Source organism: Oceanibacterium hippocampi (genome assembly GCF_900172325.1).
GTDB lineage: Bacteria > Pseudomonadota > Alphaproteobacteria > Sneathiellales > Sneathiellaceae > Oceanibacterium > Oceanibacterium hippocampi.
Genome location: NZ_FWFR01000001.1, coordinates 1,498,310 through 1,524,341 on the forward strand (window position 1 = coordinate 1,498,310; position 26,032 = coordinate 1,524,341).

Genomic DNA, 26,032 nt, shown 5'->3' on the forward strand with positions numbered 1-26,032 from the left:
GCGCAGGTCCCGGGCCAACGGCCGTTCAGGGGCGCGGCGCCGCCGCCCGGCGAAGCCGGTCGTTGATCGCCACCCCGAGCCCCACGTCGGGTACCGGGCTCACGGCGATCGTGCTCGCGCCGGCCTCGTCGAGGGCATGCAGCATGGCGAACAGGTTTGCCGCCGCCTCGACGGGATCCCCGCTCGGACTGAGATTGAGATCGGCGCCGGCCGCCTCCGGTCCGAAGCCGAGCCAGTGCTCGCCCGCCCGTCGCGCCGTCGCCCCGAGGCGGACCGCCCCGGCCGGAGCGTAATGGCTTTCCATCATGCCGGGACTGGGGCCCTGGCCGTTCGTCGCCGGCCTGCCGAGCGGGCCGATCACGGCCTCGATCGCCTCGCGGGCGATGGCGCCGGGGCGAAGTAGCAGCGGTTCCGGGCCGGCCAGTCCGACCACGGTGGATTCGAGGCCGAAGGCGCAGGCGCCGCCATCGAGGATCATCGCCGGCGCCTGTCCGAGACTGCGCAGGACATGCGCGGCCCGGGTCGGGCTCAACTGGCCGGAGCGGTTGGCGCTCGGCGCCACCACCGGGCGGCCGGTCGCCGCGAGCAGGGCCTGGGCGACCGGGTGCGCCGGCAGCCGGATCGCGATGCTGGCAAGGCCGGCCGAGGCCAGCCGCGAGACCGGGCAATCTTCGGTGCGCGGCAAGACCATGGTCAGCGGGCCGGGCCAGAAGGCGGCGGCCAGCGCCTCGGCGGCGTCGCCGAAGCGGCCGAGGCGGCGCGCCATGGCTAGTTCCGCGACGTGCGAGATCAGCGGATTGAAGCTCGGCCGTTCCTTGGCGGCATAAATCCCCGCGACCGCGCGGTCGCTGGTGGCGTCGGCGCCGAGCCCGTAGACGGTCTCGGTCGGAAAGGCGACAAGCCGCCCGTCGCGGAGAAGCGCCGCCGCCGCCCCGATCGCATCGGGGGTCGCGTCGTACAGATTGTCGGATCGTGACATGACGGCGCAGTCTAGCGTCGGCGAGGCCGCCGTCCAGTGACGAATCGCCGCGTCCGGGGGGCTAGTCCGCCGACGCTGAGCCCGGCATGCCGTCGACCAGCTTGCCGGTGTCCACAAGGTCGTCCACGGGGTTGTCCGCCTGCTTCTCCGCCGTCAGATCGGTCGTCTCGAACCGGGTCAGGTGGGCGATGAAACTGCCGACCGGGGCGTTGGCCTGGAAACGAACCGGCAGAGAAAGACCGCTTTGCGGGAAGCGGGCGATCCAGATCGCGGTGCGGTCCCGGTCGGCGTCGGTTGAACGCCAGTCGTCGGCGTCGCTGAATCCGGCGATCGGTTCGACCCTCACCTGGCATCGCACGGCTTCGCCGGCGAAGCGCGACTGGCCGGAGGTCTTCAGGCTGTCGGTTCGGGGCGCCGAGAATTTCAGGTCGAAGCGGCGGCGGCCGTCGAAGATCGGCATGGTGCTGGAACAGATCGCCTCCGGGTCGCGCTCGACGGCCGAGGCGAGCACCGCGGTCAGCGGGTCGAGGGCGCTGCGGCGAAGCTCGTCCGGTACTTCCTCGCCGGGTTCGGGTTTCTTCGAATCCGGCTCGATGGTGACATCCCGCTTGCCGTCCGGGCGGTACACGATCGCCGTCCGCCGGCCGTCCTCGCGGCTGGCGTCCCGGGTATTGAAACGCCTCGGCGTCAACTCTGCGTCGCCGACCGATTCCGATTCGAGCCTTATCTTGCGGAAGAAATCGACCAGTCCGCGTCCGTTGACGACACTTTCGATCCGGTAGCCCTCGGCGGTCAGCGCCGCGGTGATGTCGATGTCGAGAAAATGGAAACCGCCCGCATAGACCTCGTAGCCGAGCGAGATCCGCTCGGGCGGGGTTGCGGCGGCGGGTGCCGCGGCGCCGAGCGTCAGGACCAGGGCGGCGATCGACAAGGCTGAGACGGACCGGGCTTCGGGCAAGGGCGCACCCTCCTTGTGACGGATCATGTCTAGCAGTTTTCGTCCACCCGGAGATATAGGCTGCCTCGGCGGAATGTGTATTCGCCGTTGTCGTGCGCCGCGGCTTGCGCCTATATCTGGTGCGACAAATTCATCTCCGATCAGAATCGTCAGGGAGAAACTGGCATGGCCGACTATCGCGCGCCGCTCGGCGACATGCGCTTCGTGCTCAACAACATCGTCGACCTGAAGGCGCTCGCCGCCCTGCCGGGCCTCGACGCTGCCGAACCGGAGCTTGTCGACGCCGTGCTCGAAGAGGCGGGCAAGATGGCGAGCCAGATTCTCGACCCGATCAACTATTCCGGCGATCGCACCGGCAGCCGCCTCGCCGACGGCGTCGTGACCACCCCGCCCGGTTACAAGGAGGCCTATCGCGCCTATGTCGAGGGCGGCTGGAACGGCATGCCCTTCGATCCGGAATATGGTGGCGGCGGCCTGCCCTGGGCGGTCACGCTGGCGGCGATGGAAATGTGGAATTCCGCCAATCTCGCCTTCTCGCTCTGCCCGCTGCTGAACCAGGGCGCCATCGAGGCGCTGGAGGCGCACGGCTCGGACGAGCTGAAGGCGACCTACCTGGCGAAGATGGTGAGCGGCGAATGGTCCGCCACCATGAACCTGACCGAGCCCTCGGCCGGCTCCGACGTCGGCGCACTCCGCTCCAAGGCGGAACCGCGCGGCGACGGCACCTACCGGATCAGCGGCCAGAAGATCTTCATCACCTATGGCGAACACGACATGGCCGAGAATATCGTCCACCTCGTGCTCGCCCGGCTGCCCGACGCACCGCCGGGCACGCGCGGCATCTCGCTGTTCGTCGTGCCGAAATTCCTCGTCGAGGCGGATGGCAGCCTCGGCCGGCGAAACGATGTCCGCTGCGTCTCGCTGGAAGAGAAACTCGGCATTCACGGCAGCCCGACCTGCGTCATGTCCTACGGCGACGAGGGCGACTGCGTCGGCTACCTGCTCGGCGCCGAGAACAAGGGCATGCGCTGCATGTTCACGATGATGAACGCGGCCCGGATCTCGGTCGGCCTGCAGGGGCTGGCAATCGCCGAGCGGGCCTATCAACGGGCGCTCGCCTTCGCCGCCGAGCGTCGCCAGGGCCGTACGCCCGGCATGCCCGCGACCGAGAGCGCGGCGATCATCGAACATGCCGACGTGCGCCGGAACCTGATGCTGATGAAGTCGCAGGTCGAGGCGATGCGCTGCCTGCTCTATGTGAACGGCGCGGCGCTCGACGCCGCCCGGCACCATCCGGATCCGGCCGTGCGCGAGGCCAGGCAGGCGCTGACCGAACTGCTGACGCCGATTTCCAAGGCCTGGTCAACCGACCTCGGCTGCGAGATCGCCTCGATCGGCGTGCAGATTCACGGCGGCATGGGCTTCGTCGAGGAAACCGGCGCCGCGCAATATTACCGCGACGCCCGGATCCTGCCGATCTACGAGGGCACCAACGGCATCCAGGCGATCGACCTGGTCGGTCGCAAGCTGCCGATGCTGGGCGGCGAGACGGTGCGCGAACTGATCGCCGAGATGCGGGCGACCGCCGAGGCGCTGTCGGGTGCCGGCGGCGATCTCGGCGCGATCGCCGATCCGCTGTCGCGGGCCGCCGACGTGGTGGCCGAGACCAGCGACTGGCTGCTCGCCAACATGGCCAACGATCCGAATGCCGGGCTGGCCGGCGCGACGCCGTTCCTGAAGCTGTTCGGCTACGCCCTTGGCGGTCATTTCCTCGGCCGTTCGGCCCTGGCCGCGAATGCCGCGCTGAACGGCGGGGCCGGGAACCGCGAACAGCTCGAGGCGAAGATCGTCACTGCGCGCTTCTATGCAACCCAGGTCCTGCCCCAGGTCGACGCCAACCGGGCGGCGGCGATGGCTGGCCCGGAGCTATTGTTCGCCATCGGTGCCGACGCGCTTGCTTCCTGAGCGGCGCGGCGGGCGCCGCCTCGCCGTTTGACGTTGACGTAAACGTCAACTAGCGTTGAAGACATTCTGCGCTGCACAGTCGATGCTGCAGTGCGAAGTTCATCCGGTTGACGAGGTTCGCGTATTGTCCAGTAAGAAAATCGACCGCATGGTCTACCCGCTCGACGGGCGGCCCGAATCCGGCCAGGTCATGGCGGTGACCGACGGCGTCTTCTGGCTCCGTCTGCCGATCCCCTTCAAGGGCCTGGACTACATCAACTGCTGGCTGCTCGAGGATGGCGACGGCTGGACGATCGTCGATACCGGCTATCCGAGCGACGAGGCAAAGGCGATCTGGCGCCGCGTCATGGCCGACGAGATGGGCGGCCGCCCGGTCCGACGTATCATTTGCACCCATTTCCACCCGGACCATCTGGGCCTTGCCGGCTGGCTCCAGCAGGAAACCGGGGCGACGCTTTCGATGAGCCACGGCGAATGGACCTTCGGCCGCATGCTGTCGCTCGACCGCACCGAGGCAATGCCGGACGAGGTGGTCGACTACCATTTGCGGCTCGGCTTCTCGCAGGAGGCGATCGGCCAGTTGCGTGCCCGTGGCGTCAACAATTACGCCAATTCCGTTTCGCCGATCCCGCGCGCCTTCCGCCGGCTTTCCGATGGCGAGAGCGTGCGCATCGGCGCCCATGACTGGCGCATCGTCGTCGGCCGCGGCCATAGCCCGGAGCATGCCTGTCTTCACTGCGAGGATCTGGGACTGCTGATCTCCGGCGATCAGGTCCTGCCCCGCATCACCCCGCATATCGGCGTCTACTCGGCCGAGCCGGAGGCCAACCCGCTCAGCCTGTTCCTGGCGTCGCTGTCGCGGCTGCGCGCCCTGCCCGGCGAGACGACGGTGCTGCCCGCCCACGGCGACGTCTTCCAGGGCCTGCACGAACGGCTCGACTACTATCGCGAGCACCACCAGCTCCGCCTCGACCGGCTGCTTCGCGCCTGTGCCGAGAGCCTGCGGGCGACCGACGTGGTGCCGCTGCTGTTCCGCCCGAACCTGAACGAGTTCGAGACCTATCTCGGCGTGGCCGAGGGGCTCGCCCATCTCCATTGCCTGCTCGGCGACGGGCTGATCGAACGAACCGTCGATGCCGACGCGGTGTACCGTTTCCAGGTACCGAAGACGGTCGGCAAGGAAGCCGCCGCCTGACCGGCCAACCAGAAGAGTCTCCGGGAGTGAACGGGATGAGTGACGATATTCTGATGAACAAGGCGGATGGCGTCGCGACCATCACGCTCAACCGGCCGGAAGTCCTGAACGCGCTGTCCGAGGCGATGGTCCAGGGGCTCGGCGAATTCCTGACCGATATCGAGGGCGATCCGTCCGTCCGCTGCGTCGTGCTGAAGGGCGCGGGCGAGCATTTCATGGCCGGTGGCGACGTCAAGGGCTTCGGGCCGCTGGCCAAGTTGCCGCCGGAGGAGCGGCGTCGCCGCTTCGAGGCGCGGATCCACAAGCTGCATCCGGTGATCTTCACCATGCGCCGGCTGAGGCAGCCGGTGATCGCCAGTGTCCAGGGCGCCGCGGCCGGTTTCGGCCTGTCGCTGGCGATGGCCTGCGACATGGTGATCGCCGCCGACAAGGCCTTCTTCACGCTCGCCTATGTCCGCATCGGCACCAGCCCGGACGGTTCCGGCTCCTATTTCCTGCCGCGCATTGTCGGCATGAAGAAGGCGATGGAGATCGCCCTGCTCGGCGACCGCTTCGACGCGGCGACGGCCAGGGATCTCGGGCTGGTCAACTATGTCGTGCCGGCCGAGACGCTCGAGGCCGAAACGGCGAAGCTCGCCGCCCGCTTCGTTGCCGGACCGGCGCGGGCGATCGCCAACACCAAGGCGCTGCTCAATGCCTCGCTCGGCAACTCGCTGGAAAGCCAGCTCGCCCGCGAGGCCTGGTCCTTCGCCGACAGCGCCGCGTCCGAGGACTGGGCCGAGGGCGTCACGGCCTTCGCCGAGAAACGGGAGCCGCGTTTCACCGGGAAATAGTGCTAGCCTTGGCGCAACCGGCGAAACCGGCCGGGAACGACAACAGCAAACGATGAGGGAGGCGGTCATGGCCGATCTGGCCGGAAAGACCCTGTTCATCACCGGCGCGAGCCGTGGCATCGGGCTTGCCATCGCGCTGCGCGCGGCCCGGGACGGCGCCAATATCGCGATCGCGGCCAAGACCGCCGAGCCCCATCCGAAGCTGCCGGGGACGATCTACACGGCGGCCGAGGAGATCGAGGCGGCCGGCGGGCGGGCGCTGCCCTGCATCGTCGATGTCCGGGAAGAGGAAACCGTCGAGGCCGCCGTCGAGAAGACCGCCGAGACCTTCGGCGGCATCGACATCCTGATCAACAATGCCTCGGCGATCAGCCTGACCGGCACCCTGCAGACGCCGATGAAGCGCTACGACCTGATGCACCAGATCAACACGCGCGGCACCTATCTCTGCTCGCAGAAATGCATCCCGTACCTGAAGAAGGCAGACAACCCGCATGTCCTGAACCTGTCGCCGCCACTCAACATGGTGCCGCACTGGTTCGGTTCGCATGTCGCCTACACGATGGCGAAATACGGGATGAGCATGTGCGTGCTCGGCATGGCGGAGGAATTCCGGCGCGACAGGATCGCCTTCAACGCGCTCTGGCCGCGAACCGCGATCGACACGGCGGCAATGGCCATGCTGGGCGGCAAGGGCGTCTCGATCCGCTGTCGCACGCCGGAGATCATGGCCGACGCCGCCCATGCGATCCTGACCAAGCCGTCGGCGGAATTCACCGGCAACTTCGTCATCGACGACGACCTGCTGCGCGCCGAGGGCGTGACCGATTTCTCGGTTTACCTGCACGAGGGCGGCAAGGAAAAGGATCTGCTGCCGGACTTCTTCCTCTAGGCAGGCTCAGAGGCCCGTCGGTGGCATCCGGCGGCGCAGCGAGTCGGCCAGATGCTTCATCGCGTCGCCGACCTCGCGGAACTGGGCGTAGTGGCTCTGGACCTCCTCGACGCCGCCGAAATCGTCGCGCTGGATGCGCCGTGCATTCCGTTGCAGCTGGGCGATCGGGCGGCCGAGGCTGCGCGCGAGCACCAGCGCGAAAGCCAGCGTGATCAGCATGGAAATCACCGCGACGCCGATGAGCATCAACTCGCTGCCGCGCGCCGCGTCGACCACGCTCCCCTCCGGCACCAGCACGGCGAGCAGCCAGGGACGCTCGTTCCGCGACATCCGGGCGACGCCCAGCTGGTAGGTCTTGTCCTCGAAGCTGAAGGTCGTGAGCACCGGCTGTTCGGGGATGACGCCCTGCTTCATGCGGCTGAGGATCTCGGCCGAGACGGCGCCTCCGACCCCGGCGAGTTCCTCGCTGCGGCGGAACCGCACGGGACGGGCCCGGTCGTCGGTCACCTGGACAACCGTTTCCGGCTGAGTATGGGCGATGATGCCGCCGTCCGGGCCGACGATGAAGGCGGTGCCGGCGAAGCCGATGCTGAGCTGCCGGAGATATTGCGAGAGCTTGCTGATCTCGATGTCGACTCCGACCACGCCGGCGAGTTTCCGGTCGGCGCCCTCGAGCGGCGCGGCGGCGGTAATGCCCGGCTTGCGTGACGAGTAGAAGACATAGGGGTCGGTCCAGATCGGGCCCTGGGCGCTCTTCGCCTTGCGGTACCAGTCACGGGTCCTGGGGTCGAAATCGTCGTTGTCGTCGCGCGCCGCCTCGACCTGCTGGAAATCCGCGCGGCGCCAGACCAGCTCGGTCCGCCGATGCGTGTCGTCGATGACGATCGACTTGGTGCGGAAGCCGCCGGGGCCCTTGCTGTCGTCCCGCATGACATAGTGGAAACTGCCGTCGGCGAGGCCGAGGTAGAGACCGGCGAGTTGCGGATGGTTCTTCAGCTGCTCGAAGAACAGCAGTTCCAGCGCCGCGCTGTTGTCGGATGCCGGCACGCCGCGATCGATCAGGTTCTGCGACAGCGCGGCCGCGGCTTCCGCCGGCTGCAGGTAGCTGTCGGTCAGCGCCACCGCGCGGGCGATGACCGTCTCGACATTGCGCCGGGCCAGGGACCGCAGTTCGCCACGGCTCGAATGAACGAACCAGAGGCCGACCAGCACCAGGGTCACCAGCTGGCAACCGACGAGGACGGCGACGATCGTCCGGACGATGGAGCGCGAGAGCATGGCGCCTTCCCGTAGACGTGGCGGATGGGCGCATTGTGACGCGACCGTTTGGGCATCACAAGCGGCGAACTGCGCCCACCGGCGTGGCGCGATCGGGCGGGTCGTCGTCTCCAGCCGGCAAAGGCAGGCAGTCTCAGGCGGCGGCGCGAAGGCCCAGCCGTCCCCAGACTTCCTGCAGGGAGGCAACGAGATGCTGCATCATCGCATCGCTGTGCAGCGGCGATGGCGTGATTCTCAGCCGCTCCCCGCCGCGCGGCACGGTCGGGAAGTTGATCGGCTGGATATAGATCCGGTAATCGTCGAGCAGCATGTCGCTCGCCTGCTTGCAGAGCGCCGCGTCGCCGACCATCACCGGCACGATATGGGTCGGCGTGTGCATCACCGGCAGGCCGGCATCGGCCAGCATCCGTTTCAGCGTCGCCGCCCGTTCCTGGTGACGTTCGCGCTCGGCATTGCTTTGCTTCAGATGGCGGACGCTGGTCAGCGCGCCAGCCGCGATGGCCGGCGGCAGGGCGGTGGTGAAGATGAAGCCCGGCGCGTAGGAGCGCACGGCGTCGCAGATGTCCTGGTTGGCGGCGATATAGCCGCCCATGATCCCGAATGCCTTGGCGAGCGTTCCCTCGATGACGTCGATCCGGTCCATCAGGCCCTCACGATCGGCGATGCCGCCGCCGCGCGGACCGTAGAGGCCGACCGCGTGCACCTCGTCGAGATAGGTCATGGCGCCGAACTCGTCGGCCAGGTCGCAGAAATCGGCGATCGGCGCGATATCGCCGTCCATCGAGTAGACCGATTCGAAGACGATCAGCTTGGCCCGCTCGCGCGGCTGCGCCTTCAGGAGACTGCGCAGGTGATCGACGTCGTTGTGGCGGAAGATCTGCTTTTCGCAGGCCGAGTGCTTGATCCCGGCGATCATCGAGGCATGGTTGAGGGCGTCCGACAGGATCAGGCAGTCGGGCAGCAGCTGGGCGATGGTCGAGATCGCCGCCTCGTTCGAGACGAAGCCGGAGGTGAAGACCAGCCCGGCCTCCTTGCCGTGCAGATCGGCCAGTTCGGCCTCGAGCCGGCAGAGCGGATGGTTGTTGCCGGAAATGTTCCGCGTGCCGCCGGCCCCGGCGCCGTAGCGTGCGACCGCCTCGCGCATCGCCGCCATGACGTCGGCATTCTGGCCCATGCCGAGGTAATCGTTCGAGCACCAGACGGTGACGTGCGGCTCACCGGTGCGGGAAAAGTTGGTCGCCTTCGGGAAGGCGCCTGCATGGCGTCCGAGTTCGGTGAAGACGCGGTAACGCGCCTCGTCTTTCAGCGAGGCGATGGCGCCGGCGAAAATCCGCTGATAGTCCATGAGCGTTCCCAGTCCGTTGGCCCGACCCGTGAGCCTTGTCAAATTCGAAGCAGGACAGCGCCAGGTCGCTCCGCGACAGCGCCATCCAGGGTCAGAATTACGGGAAAGCGCTTTTGGGTCAATGGATCATGAGCGCGGCGATCGGACTGCCCTCTATGACGGCCCCTGTCACGGCGCCGAAAATCAGCCGGCGCAGGCGACTGTGGGTGAAGGCGCCCATGACCAGCAATTCCGCCCCGCATTGCTGGGCTTTGTCGATCAGAGCGTCGCCGGTGGCCCTGCCGCCTTCGTCGATTTCCTTGTGGGTCGCGGTGATCCCGTGTGCGGCAAGATATCGCACCGCGTCGGCCGCCGTGAGACCGTTGTCGGCGCTCACGTTGACCGAGAACAGCACGACACCGGACGCCACGCGAAGGAAGGGGAGCGCGGCGGTGATCGCCTTGCAGGATTCCACCGAGCCGTTCCAGAAGATGGCGATCCGGGCGTCGGCGATCTTCGGCTTGCTGGCACCGACGATCAGCACCGGGCGGCCGGTTTCCTGCAGGGCCGCCTCGAGGGTGAGCTGCTTGGAGGCGCTCGTCTCGCCGCTCGGACGGGCGGCGACGATCAGATCGAACATGCGGCCGTGGGCGCCGACCAGTTCGTCCTCGCGGCCGACATGCTCGACGAACTCAAGCCGTCCCTGCAGCTCGGGCGCGGCACTGCTGCGGGCTTCGTCGAAATACTTGCGGGCCCGCACCCGCCGCTCCGCCGCGTCTTTCTCGGCCATCGCGATGACACCTTCGATCATCGCGCTGGTCATGCCCTCGCCGACGAAGGCGACCGCGTCGCGGCTGTCGGTGATGGCATGGAATACCTCGACCTCGGCCTCGAACTGGCGGGCCAGTTCCAGGGCTGTGGCAAGGCCGACCTGTTGGTCTTCCAAGCCGCCGTGAGCCAGCAGGATACGCTTGATGGTCATACACTATTCTCCCATTTCGCCACCCGTCCGGATTCTCTGGCCCGGATCGGAAGCCCTACTATGACGCTCAGTATATGCCGAGTTCATCGCCCCTTTAAGGCGTTTCTCACGGCCTCGGAAACGGCCTCGATGGAACCGCCCGCGTCGACGGTCCGCCATTCCCCGGCGTGGCCGCCCCGGGCGAGCTGGCTTTCGAGGACCGCGACGTCGGCGTCCGAAGCATCGTCGCGGCGTTGCGCGATGCGGCGCGCGAGCGCCGCCTTCGAGGCCTCGAGCCAAAACCCGTCGAACGGCACGCCGGCCCGGGCGGCGACGTCGGCGATCCGCGCCCGGTCCGGTTCGCGATCGAAAACCGCGTCTGCGATCACCGCCGAACCGGCCGCAAGCGCTTCCGCCGCGCGCGCGCCGAGCATCGCGTAGACTCGTTCCGAGACCTCCGGGCGATAGGCGTCCTGCGGCAGTGGCTCGGTCTCGGCGCGGCCGAACAGGCGTTTCCGGATGACGTCGCTGCGCAGGACGAGCGCTCCGGGGGCAGCGCCGATGTCCGGCGCCAGCGCGCGCGCGATCGTGCTCTTGCCGCTGCCGGAAAAGCCGCCGATGGCGATCAGCCGCGGCGGCGGCGGGGTGATGAAACGGTGCGCGCTGCGCAAGTAGTCGCGTGCCTCGGCGGCAAGCGCCCGGCCGCGCTCGCTGGTCGGGTCGTCGTCGGCCATCGTTGCTGTCGCGTGGGCGCGAATGCTGGCCCGCATCGCCAGGAAGAGCGGCATCAGCGCCAGCCCGCCGATCTCGTCGCTCTCGCCGGCCCCGGTGAGCGCGCCCATGCCGGCCAGGTAGCGGCCGAGGGCCCGGTTGGCGAGCGGGCGCAGGTCGCGGTGCAGCAGGTCCATCAGCAGGAAGGCGAGATCGTAGAGCGTGTCGGTGACGGCGAAGGCGTCGTTGAACTCGATGCAGTCGAACAGCGTCGGCTGACCGTCGACGAGGCAGATATTGCGGAGATGGAGATCGCCGTGACAGTGACGGACATGGCCGTCGGCGCGGCGGGCCTCGATCAGCGGTGCGAGCCGGCGGCAGGCTTCGCGCATCCCGGTCCGCAACGCCGCCACCTCGCTGGCGTCGAACAACCCGGGCACATAACGCTCAGACTGGTCGACCGAGACGTCGAGGACAAGTTCGGTCTCGCCGGCCCCGCCATGGTCGCGGCGCGGCTCGAGCCCGCGATGGAAGTCGGCGACCGCATCGGCGGCGGCCTCGATCAGGGCCGGCGTCAGCTCTCCGTCGCGGGCCAGCCGGTCGAACAGGCCGGCCTGGTCGAAGCGCCGCATCTCGACCAGCCAGTCGACGGTTTCGCCGTCGCCATCGAAGGCAAGGCTGCCGTCGCCGGCGCGGCTGATCCGCCGCACGCCGAGGTAGATCCCGGGCGCGGTGCGGCGATTGAGCTCGATTTCCAGCCTGCAGAAGCGCTCGCGCTGCTCGACGGTCGAGAAATCCATGTAGTCGAAGCGCACCGCGCGCTTGAGCTTGAGGGCACGATCGCCGTTCAGGAAGACATGGGCGCCATGGGTGGAAATCCGCTCGACTGTCTCCGCGTCCGCGCCACCGCCGGCCGGCCCGCCCGCACCGAGCAGCTTCCACGACGCCGGGCTGTCCAGCCAGGCGACGACATCGCGTTGATCGTCGACAATCACCTGCGGGGCTACTCTTTCGCGAAGTCGGGCATCGGCTCGTCGATCTCGACCGGGTCCTGGTGAATGATCACCTCCGCCTCCGGGAATTCGGCGAGGATTTCCGCCTCGACCTGCTCGGCGATATTGTGGGCGCGCAGCAGGTTGATCTTGCCGTCGAGCTCGAGATGGAACTGGATGAAGGTCTGCATGCCGGCGGCCCGCGTCCGCAGGTCGTGCATGGCGCGAACCTCTTCATGGGCGAGGGCGATGGCCTGGATCCGCTCGCGAAGCTCGTCGGGCAGTTCGCGGTCCATCAGGTGGTCGAAGGCGCTGCGCAGGATCTGCCAGGCGGTCCAGCCGATATAGAGCGCGATGGCGATGCCGAACAGGGGATCGGCGTAGATCAGCCCGAAGCGTCCGGCCAGGATCAGGGCGACGATCGCCGCGGCATTGGTCAGGAGATCGCCGAAATAATGCAGCGAGTCGGCCGAGATCGCCACCGAGGCGGTCTGCCGGATGACATGGCGCTGGAACAGCACGAGGCCGCTCGTCAGGGCGATCGAGAGCACCATGACGGCGATGCCGATGGTGTCGTTCTGGATCGGCTGCGGATGCAGCGCCCGATTGGCGGATTCGAACAGCAGGAAGACCGCCGAACCGGCAATGAAGGCCGACTGGAAGAGCCCGGCGAGCGGCTCCGCCTTGCCGTGGCCGAAGCGGTGCTCGGTATCGGCCGGGGTCAGCGCATGGCGGACGGCAAGCAGGTTGATCAGCGAGGCGGCGGCGTCGAGCATCGAATCGACCAGCATGCTCAGCATCACCACCGAGCCCGACAGCCAGTAGGCGACGAGCTTGGCGGCGATGAGAATCGCGGCCACGGTGACCGAGGCATAGGTCGCCCGGCGCATCAGCCGCTCGGTGTCGACAGCCGAGGCGCTCACAGGGGTCGCCTGTTCGCTCATGAATGCGCCGGCGTCACGGGTAGAGCCGCTGGCATCGGTAGCCGCCTCCCTCGCGCAGATAGAGCGCCCGGTCGTGCAGGCGGAAGGGCCGGTCGTGCCAGAACTCGATCCGTTCGGGCGCGACCCGAAAACCGGACCAGAAGGGCGGGCGCGGCACCTCGCCGCCGGCGAATTTCGCGGTATTGGCGTCGATCGCCCGGCGCAGCGCATCCGCCGTTTCCATCGGGTGCGATTGGGCGCTCGACCAGGCGCCGATGCGGCTCTCGCGCGGCCGGCTCGCGAAATAGTCGTCCGCTTCCGCGCTGCTCACCGGCATCACCTGGCCTTCGATGCGGATCTGCCGGCGCAGGCTCTTCCAGTGGAAGCAGAGCGCCGCCCAGCCATTCCCGGCGATCTGGCTGCCCTTCCGGCTCTCCAGGTTGGTGAAGAACACGAAGCCCCGTGCGTCGTAACCCTTGAGCAGCACCATGCGCACCGACGGCCGGCCTTCCGGATCGGCGGTCGCCAGCGCCATGGCGTTCGGGTCGTTCGGCTCGGCGGAATCCGCCGCCGCCATCCATTCGCCGAAAAGGGCGAGCGGGTCGCGGTCGAACATGGACAAATCGGCGGTACTGGCCTCGGTCATCGGGGGCGAACTCCAGGGATCGAACAGTCTTCGGTCGGGCCGTGCGGAGACGGCGGCTCATCCTATCAGTGGCGCCCGAAGCTTGTCGAACGCTTGCCGTCCCTGCGCGCCCCCTGGCTGCCCCGCGATCGCCGACCGGGCCGCCGTCACTTTAATCGCCCGGACGACGGTTTTATATTATGTACGGCGTGACGGCGTGCCTGGCATGGGCGCCACAACACCGACTGGAGATGGCGAATGCGTATTGGCAGGATGATCGTTGCTGGCCTCGTGGCATTGTCGCTTGCCGGCTGCACCTCCACTGCCGGTGAGAAGGAAACCGCCGGCACCGTGCTCGGTGGCGTCGGTGGCGCGCTGCTCGGCTCGCAGGTGGGACACGGCACGGGACGGCTGATCGGGGTCGCGGTCGGCACCTTCCTCGGCGCCGCGCTTGGCGGCGAGATCGGCCGTTCGCTCGACCGTGCCGACAAAGCGGCGCTGGAGCGCGCCCAGAACAAGGCCTACAACGCGCCGATCGGCGAGCCGATCACCTGGAACAACCCGGACAGCGGAAATCACGGCACGGTAACGCCGTTGCGCGACGGAACCTCGTCGTCCGGCAAGTATTGCCGTGAGTTCCAGCAGGAGATTATTGTCGGCGGCGAGCGTCAAAATGCCTATGGTGTGGCTTGCCGGCAGCCCGACGGAAGCTGGCGTATCGTCCAGTAGCGCCCGGAACGAGGCGGTCAGCATGACTGGCAGGGCAGGGCTCCTGAAACCTTGAGCGAATTCTCGACAATGCATCGGCGCCGCCATGCGGCGCGCGCCGCCCTTTTCGGTCTGACCGTCGCCGGGGCGGCACTGCTCGGCGCTACGGGTCCGGCGCGGGCCGATTTCGCCGACGGCGTTGCCGCCTACGATGCCGGCGACTACCGAAAGGCCTACGAGGAATGGCTGCCGCTTGCCCGCGACGGCGATCCCGCGGCGCAGCGCAATATCGGCCACCTCTTCCGGCTCGGCCAGGGCGTCGAGAAGGATCTCGCCGCCGCCGCCTCCTGGTATCGCCAGGCCGCCGATCTCGGCTTCGCGCGTGCCCAGAGCAACCTCGCCTATCTCTACCTGAAGGGCGAGGGCGTCGAGAAGGACGAGGCCGAGGCGCTCGACTGGTTCGTCCGCGCGGCCCAGCAGGGCGACGTCGCCGCCGCCTACAATCTCGGCCGCATGCACGAGCTTGGCATCGGGACCTCGAAGAGCCAGCCGAAGGCGCTTGCCTGGTACAATCTCGCGGCCCGCGCCGGCGACCGCCGGGCAATCGACGCGATGTCGCGGCTGGTGGTGCGCAATCCGGATGTCGAGACGGCGGCGATCGAGGCGCCGCAACCCGGGCCATCCGCGCAGGCTGCCCGGCCCGTGCCCGCGCCGGAACCGGAAACCGCATCGGCAGCGGAATCCGAATCCGAACCGGAAGCCACTGCCGGGGCAACGCCCGAGCCGGCTGCGCCGCGCGTTGCCGCCCGCGCGCCGGCCACCGCGACCGTCGCGCCGTCGACCGCCGCTGCCGCTGCGGCCGTCGGTGCCCGCCCGGCGACAGCGTCGCCGCCGGCCGGCCGGCCGACCGACCAGGGACCGGTCGTGGTGATCGCGCCGATGCCGGTGGTCGCGCCCCAGGCCATGCCGCCGCGTGTGTCGGACGATACCGCCAACGTGCCTGCCGCGCCTGCCGCATTGGCAGCGAAGCCGCGGCCGAAAGCGCCGGAGCCCGTCTACGAGGCGCAGGTCGACGTGATCGGCGGCATCGCCTCGCTGTTCGGCGACGACGACGAAGACGACGACGCGCAGGCCGCGCCCGGGCCGGCGGTCACGGGGCCGGACGGCTTCGCCACGAATGTCGCGGTCGAGACGCTGAGCGATCCCGAGGACGGCGCGGCGCGTGGGGCCGGCCCGCAACCGCTCGGCGATGCCATGCTTGCCTATGAAAAGGGCTATTATGGTCGCGCCCAGGTGTTGCTGCTGCCGTTCGCGCTGTCCGGCACCGCCGAGGCGCAGTATTGGCTCGGCGTGCTCTATCGCGACGGTCTCGGGGTTCCGGTCGATCGCGCCCGCGCCCATCTCTGGCTGAGGCGGGCGGCGGCGGGCGGAGTCGCGATCGCCGACCGCGCGTTGCGCCTGCTTGACGCCGAAATGTCCGCTGGCGAGCATGCGGAAGCGGCGCGCCTGGCCATCGCCGCCGGCGAAGCGCCCGCGTCCGCGAATTGATTGAGACTGCGGTAATAGTTGCCGTCATAGGCTTGGAATCATGGCTGATCTCTACAACAGACTAGGCATCACGCGTGACGCCAGCCCGGCGCAGGTGAAGGCGGCCTATCGCCGCCTTGCGAAGGAGCTCCATCCCGACCGGAACCCGGGCGACCAGATCGTCGGCGAGCGCTTCAAGGAAGTTTCGGCCGCCTACCATATTCTCGCCGACGAGACCCTCAGGGCCCGCTACGACCGGGGCGAGATCGACGAGAACGGCCAGCAGCGGGTGGTGCGGCCGGGACCCGGCCCGGGTGCCGCGGGCGGGCAAGGCGGGGCACGACGGGGGCGCGGCTTCTTCGATTTCGAACCGGACGAGAGCGGCGACATTTTTGCCGACCTGTTCGGCGGTTTTCGCCGGCCCGGCGCCCGCCAGGCGCCGCCGACCCGCGGTGGCGACAAGAAATATGCCCTGAAGGTCGACTTCCTCGACGCCGCGCGCGGGGCGAAGAAGCGGCTGCGCCTCGCCGACGGGCGGCAGATCGACGTCTCCATCCCGGCCGGGATCACGGAAGGCCAGCAGATCCGCCTGAAGGGCCAGGGCGAGCAGGGCGCGGGCGGCGCCGGCGATGCCCTGATCGAGGTCTCGATCCGCGAGCATCCGCTGTTCCGCCGCGATGGCAACGACCTCCGCATCGAGGTCCCGGTGACCCTGCCCGAAGCGGTGCTCGGCGCCCGCATCAAGGTTCCGACGACGACCGGTCAGGTGACGCTGACTGTCCCGGAAGGATCGAACTCCGGCACGACGCTGCGGCTGAAGGGTAAGGGAATTGCCAACGCCAAGACCGGGCAGACCGGCGATCAGTATGTCACGCTCAAGATCGTGCTGCCCGAGAAGCCCGACCCGGAACTGAAGAAATGGGTCTCCCGCTGGGCGGCGGGGAAGGGCTACAGCGTCCGCGACGACATCGACAAGTTATAGACTGCCTGCGCCCGCTCCCGGCCGTCTGGATGCCAGCGCACGATTGGCCGCGTTCGCCGCGCCGCGCGGTTTGCCGTCCCGGCGCTTTGGTGTAGGATCGCGCGACTGTCAATCTGTTCATTAAACTGTTTGTGTGGAAGGGGTTTTGATGACCGAGCCAACGGCGCTGATGGCGGGCAAGAAGGGGCTGATCATGGGGCTCGCCAACGAGCGGTCCCTGGCCTGGGGGATCGCGAAACTGGCCGCCCGTCATGGCGCCGAACTTGCCTTCACCTATCAGGGAGAAGCGCTGGGCAAGCGCGTTCAGCCGCTCGCCGAAAGCCTGGGGTCGTCGATCGTGCTGCCCTGCGACGTCACCGACGATGCCTCGATGGACGGGGTCTTCGAGAAACTCGAGGCGGAGTGGGGCCAGCTCGATTTCCTTGTTCACGCCATCGGCTTTTCCGACAAGAACGAGCTGCGCGGCCGGTATGTCGATACCTCGGCCGAGAACTTCCGCATGACCATGGATATCTCCTGCTACTCCTTCACCGCGTTGTCGCGCCGCGCCGCGCCGCTGATGAAGGACGGCGGCAGCCTCGTCACGCTGACCTATTACGGGGCCGAGCGGGTGATGCCGCACTACAACGTGATGGGCGTCGCCAAGGCCGCGCTGGAGGCCAGCGTGCGCTATCTCGCCGCCGATCTCGGCAAGGACGGGATCCGCGTCAACGCGATCTCGGCCGGGCCGATCAAGACGCTCGCCGCCTCGGGGATCGGCGACTTCCGCTATATCCTGAAGTGGAACGAGTACAACTCGCCGCTCCGGCGCAACTCGACGATCGAGGATGTGGGCGGGGCCGCGCTCTACCTGATGAGCGAACTCGGCGCCGGCGTCACCGGCGAAGTGCTGCATGTCGATTGCGGCTATCACGTGGTCGGCATGAAGGCCGTCGACGCGCCCGACATTTCCGTCGTCTGACGGCACGGCGGGAGACATGTCGGACAACAGTTTCGGGCGGCTCTTCCGGGTCACCACCTGGGGCGAGAGCCACGGCCCCGCGATCGGCTGCGTCGTCGATGGCGCGCCGCCGCGCCTGCCGATCACCGAGGCCGAGATCCAGCACTGGCTGGACCGGCGGCGTCCCGGCCAGTCGCGTTTCACGACCCAGCGGCGCGAGCCCGACCAGGTAAGGATCCTCTCCGGCACGTTCGAGGGGCTGACCACCGGCACGCCGATCAGCCTGATGATCGAGAATGTCGACCAGCGCTCGAAGGACTATTCCGAGATCGCGGCCAAATACCGCCCCGGCCACGCCGATTACACCTACCAGCAGAAATACGGCATCCGCGACTATCGCGGCGGCGGCCGGTCCAGCGCCCGCGAAACCGCGAGCCGGGTCGCCGCCGGGGCGATCGCGCGCAAGGTGCTGGGCGAGGAGGTCTCGATACGCGGCTCGCTCGTCCAGGTCGGGCCGCACCGGATCGACCGCGAACGCTTCGACTGGGACGAGGTCGAGTGCAATCCGTTCTGGTGCGCCGACGCCGAGGAAGCTGCCCGCTGGGTCGATTACCTGGACGGGATCCGCAAGGAGGGCTCGTCCGTCGGGGCCGTGGTCGAAGTCGTCGCGAGCGGCGTGCCGGTCGGCCTCGGCGCGCCGATCTACGGCAAGCTCGACGGCGATCTCGCTGCCGCGATGATGAGCATCAACGCGGTCAAGGGGGTCGAGATCGGCGCCGGGTTCGGTGCCGCGGCGCTGCGCGGCGAGGACAATGCCGACGAGATGCGCCACGGCAATGACGGGGTGCGATTCCTTGCCAACAATGCCGGCGGCATCCTCGGCGGCATCTCGTCGGGACAGGACATCGTCGTCCGCTTCGCCGTCAAGCCGACCTCGTCGATCCTGACCCCGCGCAAGACGATCGACCGGGAGGGCCAGGACACGGAGATCCTGACCAAGGGTCGCCACGACCCCTGCGTCGGCATTCGCGCGGTGCCGGTCGGCGAGGCGATGATGGCCTGCGTGCTCGCCGATCATCTGCTGCGCCACCGGGCGCAGTGCGGCGGGCTCTAGATTATCCCGGTGACGCGGCGCTCCCGTCACGGTTGTTTATGTCGGAAAGTATTGTCAAACTTTGATCCCGATGTGTCAGGAAGGCACAGAAGAATAGTTCGATTTCGTTGCCCGGCATCCGGTTGCGCCGGACCCTACGCCGACCCCTGAACAAGGACTGACCGTGCCGGACGACGACACGAAGCCCGACCAGCCCGAAGACATGAGGGCGGAAAACGCCCGGCTGCGACAGGCCCTCGATGACGTCAGCCGATCCCGTGACCGTCTCGCGGCCCAGTTCGAGACGGTGGAGCGACTGCTTCAGGTGACCGGGCACGGCATCAATTCGCAGCGGGCGGATGGGCGTGTCGCCTATATTTCGCGGGGTCTTGCCCGGCTTGTCGGAGAGCAACCCGATCGTCTTGCCGGCCGCGTTTGCGACGAACTGCCCGATCACGTCCGGCTCGACGGGGGGCGGCGCCGGGAGATCCGCGCGGCGGTCGAGCGGGACGGGAACTGGAAAGGCGAGATCGAGTGGCGCAACCGCGACGGCGGCACCGTCATCTTCGACTGCCAGGCGATCGGGGATGGTACCGGCGGATACCTGATGTTCTTCGCCGATGCGACCGAGAAGCGCCGGATCGAGGAGGATCTGCGCTTCGGCGAGGCACGCCTGGCCATGATCGCCCGCGCGGCGAGCGATGGCCTGTGGGAATGGGATCTGGCCAGCGGTGTCGTGCATTATTCCGAACGGCTCCGCGAGATCAGCGGCGTCGAGGAGCCGAATGTCCCCGCCTCCGAGGTCTTTCGGACCGTTCACCCGGATGATCGCGCCGCCTATCTTGCCGCCGTCCGTGCCCATCTGAAGGGCGAGACCGAGATCCTCAGTTGCGAGTTCCGCATCGTGCCACCGGACGGCCGGACGCGATGGCTCATCAACCGGGGTGTCGCGCTGCGCCATGCCGACGGCGTCGTCTATCACATGATCGGCACCATCGCCGACGTGACCGATGCCCGGCGGGCGGAAGAGGCGCTGCGAAAGAGCGAGGAGCGCCACGCGCTGGTCGCCCGAGGCGCCCGTGAAGGAATCTGGGATTGGGACGTGAACGCCGGGACGGTTTACCGCTCGGCCCGGTTCCTCGAGATTCTGGGACTGACCGAAGCCAACGGACCCGACGAAAGCGACTGGGATTTCCAGCGCTTCGTTCATCCGGACGACCGGCCCAAGCTGCGTGACGACGTGATCCGTTCCTTCCGCAGCGGCGAGGATTACTTCGAGCACCGCTACCGGATCCTCCGGGCCGACGGCGAGGTTCGCCATGTTCGTGCCGCCGGTCTGTTCATCCGCGACGGGAACGGGCGGGTGCTGCGCCAGGTCGGTTCCTTCGCCGACGTGACGGACCGGATCCTGCTCGAGCAGCGTTTGCGCCAGGCCCAGAAGATGGAGGCCATCGGCCAGCTCTCCGGCGGCATCGCGCATGACTTCAACAACCTGCTCGCCGTCATCATCGGCAATCTCGACATGATGCGGGAGGGCATCGGGACGGACGAAACCGACGCGATGCTGGACCGGGTCATCGCCGCCGCCGACCGCGGCGCGGCGCTGACGCACCAGCTGCTGACCTATTCGCGCCGCCAGACGCTCAATCCGCGGGCGACCGACGTGAATGGCGTCGTCACCGGGATGCTGAAGCTGCTGCGGCGCACCATCAGTGCCGATATCACCATCGAATGGACGCCGCCGGACGGCCTCTGGCTCTCTCACGTCGATACCGGTCAGCTCGAGAACGCGCTCCTCAACCTGGTGATCAATGCCCGCGACGCGCTGCGCGACGGCGGTCGAATCCGGATCGAGGCCGCGAACGTGACGATTTCGGGCGGACGCCTGCCCGGCAATCTCGACTTGCGGCCGGGCGACTACGTGAGGATCTCCGTCGCCGACGACGGCATCGGCATGGCGGCGCCGATCCGCGACCGTGCGCTGGAGCCGTTCTTCACGACCAAGGATGTCGGCCAGGGCTCCGGCCTCGGCCTGCCGATGGTCTTCGGCTTCGTCAAGCAGTCGGGAGGCGAGGCCAGGCTCGACAGCGCCGAGGCGGTCGGCACCACGGTGACGCTCTGGCTGCCGCGCGCGATCCCGGTAAGCGACGAAACGAACCGTCCTTCCGCCGGCCCGCGCGCACACACCGCGGCCGCGGCAAAGATCCTGCTGATCGAGGATGACGAGGCGGTCGCCGATCTGTGCCGGCGGATCCTCGAGAGCGCCGGCTACCGGGTGCTCGCCGCGCAATCGGCGCCGGCTGCCTTCGAAGCGCTCGACGGGCACCCGGAGATCGCCCTCGTGCTCTCCGACGTGGCGCTGCCCGGACGGATAAACGGCGCCGACATTGCCGTCGAGATCCTGCGCCGCCGACCCGGGCTGCCCTATATCTTCATGTCGGGCTATGCCGAGCAGCATCTGGTGCGGCGTGAACGCCTGAAGGCGGGCACGCCGGTGCTCGCCAAGCCGTTCCACAAGGACAGCCTGCTCGACACCGTGGCCCGGATGCTGGCGTCCGGCGGCCCCGGGGGCTCGCCTTAGGCGGCGTCCCGTGGCAGGATCGTCCGGTCACCGCCACATGCCGTAACCATCCCAGCCGGAAACGATTCCCGATGAGTGCCGACCAGACCAAGGTCCAGTTGCAACCGCTGTTCGCGACCCCGCTGGCGATCGCCGAGATCGCCGGCCACGTCGCCCTGAACCGGGCGCTGTCGAAGATCGTGATGGCGCGGATGGCCAGTCACCCGAGTACCCAGCATTCCAATATCGGCGGCTGGCAATCGACCTGGGACCTGCTTGACTGGGGCGGTGAGCCGGCGGCGCAACTCATCGGCGAGGCGCGAAAGCTGGTCGACCGGTTGACCGTGAACCGCGAGGGTCGGCCGGCCCAGGTCGACTGGACGGTCAACGCCTGGGCCAATGTGAACGAGAGCGGCCACGGGAACGAGCCCCATACCCATCCGGGCAGCATGTGGTCCGGCGCCTATTATGTCGACGACGGCGGTATCGGATCGGACCCGTCGCTCGGCGGCGAATTCGAGGTTCACGATCCGCGCGGCGTCGCGCCGGCAATGTATGCGCCGCTGCTCACCTACAACGCTCCGGGCGGCGCCTCGGCCGGCGCGGTCGAACAGGTGCGGCCCAGGGCCGGGCTGATGTTCCTGTTCCCGGCCTGGCTGTCGCATGGCGTCCGCCCCTATCGCGGCCGCGCCCGGCGGATCTCCATCGCCTTCAATTTCAGCCTCTGAACCGCTCCCCGCCCGTCGGGCGGCGCGATTGAGACGATTTCAACGTTCCCGGCCGGCCGAGCCGGCAGCGACATTATGACCTATGGGGCAGGCTTCGACGATGCGGTAGCTAATGTCGGAGGGGACAACGGGGCGTGAATCGGCTTATGCTAATGCAGATCAGCGCCATCGTAGTATCTCAGGACAGGTCAGTGTCTTAACTGCAGAGCGAGATGACGGTCGAATGGTTGGCGGACTGACGATAGCGGAGCGCAGGATGGCGCTCGTGATCTGCGCGCTTGTCGCGATCACCGGGCTGGCCATGGCGGTGGCCGGGCATCAGGATCCACTGGCGGCGCAGGGTTATGTCGTGCTGCTGTTCGCGCTCGCGGTCGGCCTCGTCGTGATCAACGGCTATTTCGCGCCCGCGCCGGACGAGGAGCGGCTCCGCCACTATTACGACGACCCGATCAAGGTCGGCATCATCCTGTCGATGATCTGGGCCGTCTTCGGGATGTTCATCGGCGACTGGGTCGCCTGGCTCCTGGCCTATCCGGAACTCACCTTCGACGCCGCCTGGGCCAGCTTCGGCCGACTCCGCCCAGTGCATACCACCGGCGTGATCTTCGGCTTCGGCGGCAATGCGCTGATTGCCACCTCCTATCACGTCATGCAGCGCACCTGCCGGGCCCGCATGCCCGGACAGCTCAGCGCCTGGTTCGTGCTGCTCGGCTACAACCTGTTCTGCCTGGTGGCGGTCAGCGGCTATTTCATCGGCATCACCCAGTCGAAGGAATATGCCGAGCCGGAATGGTACGCCGACATCTGGCTGGTCATCGTGTGGGTGACCTATCTGGTGCTCTACATGCGCACCCTGGCGCGCCGGCAGGAGCCGCATATCTACGTCGCCAACTGGTATTTCCTGGCCTTCATCCTGGTCGTCGCGATGCTGCATATCGTGAACAACCTGGCCGTCCCGGTCTCGCTGGGCAGCGCCAAGAGCTACTCGGCCTTCTCCGGCGTCCAGGACGCGATGACCCAGTGGTGGTACGGCCACAACGCGGTCGCCTTCTTCCTGACCGCCGGCTTCCTCGGCATGATGTACTACTACCTGCCGAAGCGGGCAGGGCGGCCGATCTTCTCCTACCGGCTGTCGATCATCAGCTTCTGGGGCATCACCTTCTTCTACATGTGGGCGGGCTCGCACCACCTGCATTACACCGCGCTGCCCTACTGGGTGCAGACGCTCGGCATGGGCTTCTCGATCATGCTGCTGGTGCCGTCCTGGGCCTCCGCCGGCAATGCCCTGCTGACCCTGAACGGCGCCTGGCACAAGGTGCGCGACGATGCCACGCTGCGTTTCATGATGGTCGCGGCGGTGTTCTACGGCCTGTCGACCTTCGAGGGCTCGTTCCTCGCGATCCGCCCGGTCAACGCGCTCTCGCACTATACCGACTGGACCATCGGCCATGTCCACGCGGGCGCGCTCGGCTGGGTCGCGCTGATCACCTTCGGCTCGATCTACGCGCTTGTCCCGATCCTCTGGAAGCGCGAGCGGATGTATTCGCCGGTGCTCGTCGAGGTCCATTTCTGGCTCGCCCTCGCCGGCAGCTTGATCTACGTCTTCGCGATGTGGAACTCGGGCATCATCCAGGGCCTGATGTGGCGGACCTATAACGACAGCGGCACGCTTGCCTATTCCTTCGTCGACTCGGTGGTGGCGATGCATCCCTATTACATCGCCCGGGCCTTCGGCGGGCTGCTGTTCCTGCTCGGCGCGATCGTCGGCTGCTACAATATCTGGAAAACCATCCGGCAACCGTCCGACGAGGCGGTGGTGCTGGCCGGCGACCACCCGGCCGATGCGGTCGCAGAACCGGCGGAGTGACGGGGATGTTCGGAACGCACTACAGGCTCGAGCGGCGCAGCATCCGCTTCGTTCTGGCCATCGTCTTCGTCGCCAGCATTGGCGGCCTGTTCGAGATCGCGCCGCTGTTCACGATCGACGAGACGGTCGAGGTCGACCCGGACATGCGGGTCTACACACCGCTCGAGATTGCCGGTCGGAACATCTATATCCGCGAGGGCTGCTACGCCTGCCACACGCAGATGATCCGGACCCTGCGCGACGAGGTCGAACGCTACGGCCACTACTCGCTGGCGGTCGAATCGCAATACGATCACCCGATGCTCTGGGGCTCGAAGCGGACCGGCCCGGACATCGCCCGCCTCGGCGGCAAGTATTCCGACGACTGGCATGTCGCCCATCTCGACAACCCGCGCGACGTGGTCCCCGAATCGGTCATGCCGGCCTATCGCTGGCTGCTCCGCAACGAACTGCGGACCGACGATCTCGGCGGGCAGCTGCTGGCGCTCCGGCGGGTCGGCGTGCCCTACAGCGACGAGATGATCGCCAACGCGCCGGCCGACGCCCGGGCCCAGGCGAACGCGGACGATCCCGGTGCCGAGGACGTCGCCGCCCGTTACGGCGAGGCGACCAATATCCGCGCCTTCGACGGTGATGCCGGGCGGTTGACCGAGATGGACGCGCTGGTCGCCTATCTGCAGATTCTCGGCCGCCTGAGCGATGCCGCGGGCAAGCAGGCGGCCGCCGGGGAGGTCGCGCAATGATCGATCTCAGCCACGACCTGCTGGTCGGCATCTCCAAGTCGTTCGGCTTGTTCTACCTGATCGCGCTGTCGATCGGCGCGACCGTCTATGCCTGCTGGCCGTCGAACGGCAAGAAGTTCGACCGGGCCGCGAAAAGCGTTCTGAAAGACGAGGACGGACCGTGGCAGTAGAGGAACGGGACCACCACAGCGGCTATCTGACAACCGGCCACGACTGGAACGGAATCACCGAACTGAACCGACCGGTTCCGAAGGTGATCTGGCTGTTCCTGCTGGTTACCTTCCTGTCGGCGCTCATCCTCTGGATCCTGCTGCCCGCATGGCCGCTCGGCACGACCTTCACGCGTGGCCTGCTCGGCATCGACGAGCGCGCCGCGATCGCGGAGAACCTCGCCGACGCGGCGGCGGCCCGGGCCGACTGGGCGGATCGGGTCGCGGCGCTGTCTTTCGAGGAAATCGACGCCGATCCGGCGCTCAGTCGGGCCGCGGTGGAGACCGGGCGGACCCTGTTCGGCGACAATTGCGCCATGTGCCACGGCAGCGCCGGGCTGGGCGGGCCGGGCTTCCCCAGTCTCGCCGACAGGGCATGGCTGTGGGGCGGCGATCGCGACGCGATCCTGGAGACCCTGCGCGTCGGCATCAATTCCGGGCATCCGGACAGCCGCAGCAGCCAGATGCTGGCCTTCGGCCGTGACGGCATCCTTGATCGCCGGTCGCTGCTGGATGTCGCCGCGTTCGTGCAGTCGCTGTCCGATCCGGCGGTCGCCCAGGGCGCGGAGGCCGATGCGGTCACCGCCGGGGCGGCGGTCTTCGCCGAGAATTGCGCGAGCTGTCACGGAGATGCGGGCAAGGGCGGCCTGGAATTCGGGGCGCCCGACCTGACCGATGGCTTCTGGATCTATGGCGGCGATCGCCAGTCGATCGTCACCACCCTGCAGCAAGGCCGAATGGGCGTGATGCCGGCGTGGGAGGGGCGGCTGTCCGAGACCGACCGCGGCATCCTCGCCTATTACGTCCATCACCTGGGGTCGGGGGCAAAATGACCGCGACCACCGAGCTCCGGACCGCGACGCCGTCCAGGCGGCGGCTGCTCGTCATCGCGCTCGTCGCCGCCGGGCTCGCGGTCGTCGTTCTCGCCAATATCCACCTCGTCTATACAGCCGTCACCTCCCAGCCCGACTGCGTCGAGCATCTCAAGGCCACGGACGGAACGGCCGGTAGCTTCAGAGCCGCCAAGCCGGCGTGCTGA

General features: G+C 67.9%; 24 protein-coding genes. 16 read left to right on the forward strand and 8 right to left on the reverse strand.

What is annotated here, in order from left to right:
- Window positions 1-25 precede the first annotated feature (25 nt).
- Both OCH7691_RS07110 and OCH7691_RS07115 read right to left on the reverse strand, forming a co-directional pair.
- Entirely contained in the window at window positions 26-979 is a 954-nt protein-coding gene (locus OCH7691_RS07110) for an L-threonylcarbamoyladenylate synthase (protein ID WP_085882649.1), read from the reverse strand.
- Window positions 980-1,040: 61 nt separating this feature from the next.
- Window positions 1,041-1,964 carry a DUF3108 domain-containing protein gene (locus OCH7691_RS07115; protein ID WP_085882650.1) on the reverse strand — a complete coding sequence of 308 codons (924 nt, stop codon included), beginning with the start codon at window positions 1,962-1,964 and terminating at the stop codon, window positions 1,041-1,043.
- A gap of 138 nt (window positions 1,965-2,102) precedes the next feature.
- Here OCH7691_RS07115 and OCH7691_RS07120 point away from each other — a divergent pair, with 138 nt between their 5' ends.
- The 4 genes from OCH7691_RS07120 to OCH7691_RS07135 all read left to right on the forward strand — a co-directional run bounded on the left by OCH7691_RS07120 (window position 2,103) and on the right by OCH7691_RS07135 (window position 6,822).
- On the forward strand, window positions 2,103-3,902 hold the full coding sequence (locus OCH7691_RS07120) for an acyl-CoA dehydrogenase C-terminal domain-containing protein (protein WP_085882651.1): 1,800 nt from the start codon (window positions 2,103-2,105) through the stop codon (window positions 3,900-3,902).
- A gap of 124 nt (window positions 3,903-4,026) precedes the next feature.
- On the forward strand, window positions 4,027-5,097 hold the full coding sequence (locus OCH7691_RS07125; protein ID WP_176244954.1) for an MBL fold metallo-hydrolase: 1,071 nt from the start codon (window positions 4,027-4,029) through the stop codon (window positions 5,095-5,097).
- A 35-nt stretch (window positions 5,098-5,132) separates the two neighbouring features.
- Window positions 5,133-5,930 carry an enoyl-CoA hydratase gene (locus OCH7691_RS07130; RefSeq protein WP_085882653.1) on the forward strand — a complete coding sequence of 266 codons (798 nt, stop codon included), beginning with the start codon at window positions 5,133-5,135 and terminating at the stop codon, window positions 5,928-5,930.
- A 67-nt stretch (window positions 5,931-5,997) separates the two neighbouring features.
- Window positions 5,998-6,822 carry an SDR family oxidoreductase gene (locus tag OCH7691_RS07135; protein WP_085883552.1) on the forward strand — a complete coding sequence of 275 codons (825 nt, stop codon included), beginning with the start codon at window positions 5,998-6,000 and terminating at the stop codon, window positions 6,820-6,822.
- A 6-nt stretch (window positions 6,823-6,828) separates the two neighbouring features.
- On the opposite strand, the gene OCH7691_RS07140 is transcribed toward OCH7691_RS07135, so the two are convergent.
- From OCH7691_RS07140 to pdxH, 6 genes are all read right to left on the reverse strand, one after another.
- Window positions 6,829-8,100 (reverse strand): PDC sensor domain-containing protein, encoded by a 1,272-nt coding sequence (locus tag OCH7691_RS07140; RefSeq protein WP_085882654.1) that lies wholly within the window; start codon window positions 8,098-8,100, stop codon window positions 6,829-6,831.
- Window positions 8,101-8,233: 133 nt separating this feature from the next.
- Window positions 8,234-9,445, reverse strand: a complete 1,212-nt coding sequence (gene hemA / locus OCH7691_RS07145; protein ID WP_085882655.1) for a 5-aminolevulinate synthase — start codon at window positions 9,443-9,445, stop codon at window positions 8,234-8,236.
- Window positions 9,446-9,563: 118 nt separating this feature from the next.
- Window positions 9,564-10,406 (reverse strand): universal stress protein, encoded by an 843-nt coding sequence (locus OCH7691_RS07150; protein ID WP_085882656.1) that lies wholly within the window; start codon window positions 10,404-10,406, stop codon window positions 9,564-9,566.
- Between the two features lie 83 nt (window positions 10,407-10,489).
- Window positions 10,490-12,091, reverse strand: a complete 1,602-nt coding sequence (locus OCH7691_RS07155; RefSeq protein ID WP_085882657.1) for a bifunctional aminoglycoside phosphotransferase/ATP-binding protein — start codon at window positions 12,089-12,091, stop codon at window positions 10,490-10,492.
- 8 nt (window positions 12,092-12,099) lie between these two features.
- Window positions 12,100-13,032 (reverse strand): cation diffusion facilitator family transporter, encoded by a 933-nt coding sequence (locus OCH7691_RS07160; protein ID WP_139839568.1) that lies wholly within the window; start codon window positions 13,030-13,032, stop codon window positions 12,100-12,102.
- Window positions 13,033-13,045: 13 nt separating this feature from the next.
- The gene (gene pdxH / locus OCH7691_RS07165; protein WP_085882658.1) at window positions 13,046-13,657 is read right to left on the reverse strand and encodes a pyridoxamine 5'-phosphate oxidase; all 612 of its coding nucleotides are present in this window, start codon (window positions 13,655-13,657) and stop codon (window positions 13,046-13,048) included.
- Window positions 13,658-13,894: 237 nt separating this feature from the next.
- Between pdxH and OCH7691_RS07170 the strand changes: the two genes are divergently transcribed.
- The 12 genes from OCH7691_RS07170 (at window position 13,895) to OCH7691_RS07220 (ending at window position 26,032) form a co-directional block, all read left to right on the forward strand.
- Window positions 13,895-14,365, forward strand: a complete 471-nt coding sequence (locus OCH7691_RS07170) for an RT0821/Lpp0805 family surface protein (RefSeq protein ID WP_085882659.1) — start codon at window positions 13,895-13,897, stop codon at window positions 14,363-14,365.
- A 69-nt stretch (window positions 14,366-14,434) separates the two neighbouring features.
- Window positions 14,435-15,892 (forward strand): SEL1-like repeat protein, encoded by a 1,458-nt coding sequence (locus tag OCH7691_RS07175; protein WP_085882660.1) that lies wholly within the window; start codon window positions 14,435-14,437, stop codon window positions 15,890-15,892.
- 40 nt (window positions 15,893-15,932) lie between these two features.
- A complete protein-coding gene (locus tag OCH7691_RS07180; protein WP_085882661.1) occupies window positions 15,933-16,853 on the forward strand; it encodes a DnaJ C-terminal domain-containing protein in 921 nt (306 codons plus the stop codon).
- A gap of 148 nt (window positions 16,854-17,001) precedes the next feature.
- A complete protein-coding gene (gene fabI / locus OCH7691_RS07185; RefSeq protein WP_085882662.1) occupies window positions 17,002-17,814 on the forward strand; it encodes an enoyl-ACP reductase FabI in 813 nt (270 codons plus the stop codon).
- Between the two features lie 16 nt (window positions 17,815-17,830).
- Window positions 17,831-18,907 (forward strand): chorismate synthase, encoded by a 1,077-nt coding sequence (gene aroC, locus OCH7691_RS07190; protein WP_085882663.1) that lies wholly within the window; start codon window positions 17,831-17,833, stop codon window positions 18,905-18,907.
- A 163-nt stretch (window positions 18,908-19,070) separates the two neighbouring features.
- The gene (locus OCH7691_RS07195) at window positions 19,071-21,467 is read left to right on the forward strand and encodes a PAS domain-containing hybrid sensor histidine kinase/response regulator (protein ID WP_085882664.1); all 2,397 of its coding nucleotides are present in this window, start codon (window positions 19,071-19,073) and stop codon (window positions 21,465-21,467) included.
- 71 nt (window positions 21,468-21,538) lie between these two features.
- The gene (locus tag OCH7691_RS07200; RefSeq protein ID WP_085882665.1) at window positions 21,539-22,174 is read left to right on the forward strand and encodes a TIGR02466 family protein; all 636 of its coding nucleotides are present in this window, start codon (window positions 21,539-21,541) and stop codon (window positions 22,172-22,174) included.
- A gap of 223 nt (window positions 22,175-22,397) precedes the next feature.
- Complete coding sequence (ccoN, locus tag OCH7691_RS07205; RefSeq protein ID WP_139839569.1) at window positions 22,398-24,041, forward strand: cytochrome-c oxidase, cbb3-type subunit I; 1,644 nt, start codon at window positions 22,398-22,400, stop codon at window positions 24,039-24,041.
- Between the two features lie 5 nt (window positions 24,042-24,046).
- Entirely contained in the window at window positions 24,047-24,784 is a 738-nt protein-coding gene (ccoO, locus tag OCH7691_RS07210; protein WP_085882667.1) for a cytochrome-c oxidase, cbb3-type subunit II, read from the forward strand.
- Window positions 24,781-24,954 carry a cbb3-type cytochrome c oxidase subunit 3 gene (locus OCH7691_RS23220; RefSeq protein ID WP_217807841.1) on the forward strand — a complete coding sequence of 58 codons (174 nt, stop codon included), beginning with the start codon at window positions 24,781-24,783 and terminating at the stop codon, window positions 24,952-24,954. The genes ccoO and OCH7691_RS23220 overlap by 4 nt, the downstream gene beginning before the upstream one ends.
- Window positions 24,945-25,826, forward strand: a complete 882-nt coding sequence (gene ccoP, locus OCH7691_RS07215; RefSeq protein ID WP_176244955.1) for a cytochrome-c oxidase, cbb3-type subunit III — start codon at window positions 24,945-24,947, stop codon at window positions 25,824-25,826. Before OCH7691_RS23220 ends, ccoP begins: the two co-directional genes overlap by 10 nt.
- Entirely contained in the window at window positions 25,823-26,032 is a 210-nt protein-coding gene (locus OCH7691_RS07220; protein WP_085882669.1) for a hypothetical protein, read from the forward strand. Before ccoP ends, OCH7691_RS07220 begins: the two co-directional genes overlap by 4 nt.

Bases quoted from the DNA above. Each gene is read 5' to 3' on its own strand.
- OCH7691_RS07180 (WP_085882661.1), top strand. From the start codon at position 15,933: ATGGCTGATCTCTACAACAGACTAGGCATCACGCGTGACGCCAGCCCG.
- OCH7691_RS07150 (WP_085882656.1), bottom strand. From the start codon at position 10,406: ATGACCATCAAGCGTATCCTGCTGGCTCACGGCGGCTTGGAAGACCAA.
- OCH7691_RS07115 (WP_085882650.1), bottom strand. From the start codon at position 1,964: ATGATCCGTCACAAGGAGGGTGCGCCCTTGCCCGAAGCCCGGTCCGTC.
- OCH7691_RS07120 (WP_085882651.1), top strand. From the start codon at position 2,103: ATGGCCGACTATCGCGCGCCGCTCGGCGACATGCGCTTCGTGCTCAAC.
- OCH7691_RS07200 (WP_085882665.1), top strand. From the start codon at position 21,539: ATGAGTGCCGACCAGACCAAGGTCCAGTTGCAACCGCTGTTCGCGACC.
- OCH7691_RS23220 (WP_217807841.1), top strand. From the start codon at position 24,781: ATGATCGATCTCAGCCACGACCTGCTGGTCGGCATCTCCAAGTCGTTC.
- OCH7691_RS07130 (WP_085882653.1), top strand. From the start codon at position 5,133: ATGAGTGACGATATTCTGATGAACAAGGCGGATGGCGTCGCGACCATC.
- ccoN (WP_139839569.1), top strand. From the start codon at position 22,398: ATGGTTGGCGGACTGACGATAGCGGAGCGCAGGATGGCGCTCGTGATC.
- OCH7691_RS07170 (WP_085882659.1), top strand. From the start codon at position 13,895: ATGCGTATTGGCAGGATGATCGTTGCTGGCCTCGTGGCATTGTCGCTT.
- ccoO (WP_085882667.1), top strand. From the start codon at position 24,047: ATGTTCGGAACGCACTACAGGCTCGAGCGGCGCAGCATCCGCTTCGTT.
- aroC (WP_085882663.1), top strand. From the start codon at position 17,831: ATGTCGGACAACAGTTTCGGGCGGCTCTTCCGGGTCACCACCTGGGGC.
- OCH7691_RS07160 (WP_139839568.1), bottom strand. From the start codon at position 13,032: ATGAGCGAACAGGCGACCCCTGTGAGCGCCTCGGCTGTCGACACCGAG.
- OCH7691_RS07175 (WP_085882660.1), top strand. From the start codon at position 14,435: ATGCATCGGCGCCGCCATGCGGCGCGCGCCGCCCTTTTCGGTCTGACC.
- fabI (WP_085882662.1), top strand. From the start codon at position 17,002: ATGACCGAGCCAACGGCGCTGATGGCGGGCAAGAAGGGGCTGATCATG.
- OCH7691_RS07220 (WP_085882669.1), top strand. From the start codon at position 25,823: ATGACCGCGACCACCGAGCTCCGGACCGCGACGCCGTCCAGGCGGCGG.
- OCH7691_RS07140 (WP_085882654.1), bottom strand. From the start codon at position 8,100: ATGCTCTCGCGCTCCATCGTCCGGACGATCGTCGCCGTCCTCGTCGGT.
- pdxH (WP_085882658.1), bottom strand. From the start codon at position 13,657: ATGACCGAGGCCAGTACCGCCGATTTGTCCATGTTCGACCGCGACCCG.
- OCH7691_RS07110 (WP_085882649.1), bottom strand. From the start codon at position 979: ATGTCACGATCCGACAATCTGTACGACGCGACCCCCGATGCGATCGGG.
- hemA (WP_085882655.1), bottom strand. From the start codon at position 9,445: ATGGACTATCAGCGGATTTTCGCCGGCGCCATCGCCTCGCTGAAAGAC.
- OCH7691_RS07135 (WP_085883552.1), top strand. From the start codon at position 5,998: ATGGCCGATCTGGCCGGAAAGACCCTGTTCATCACCGGCGCGAGCCGT.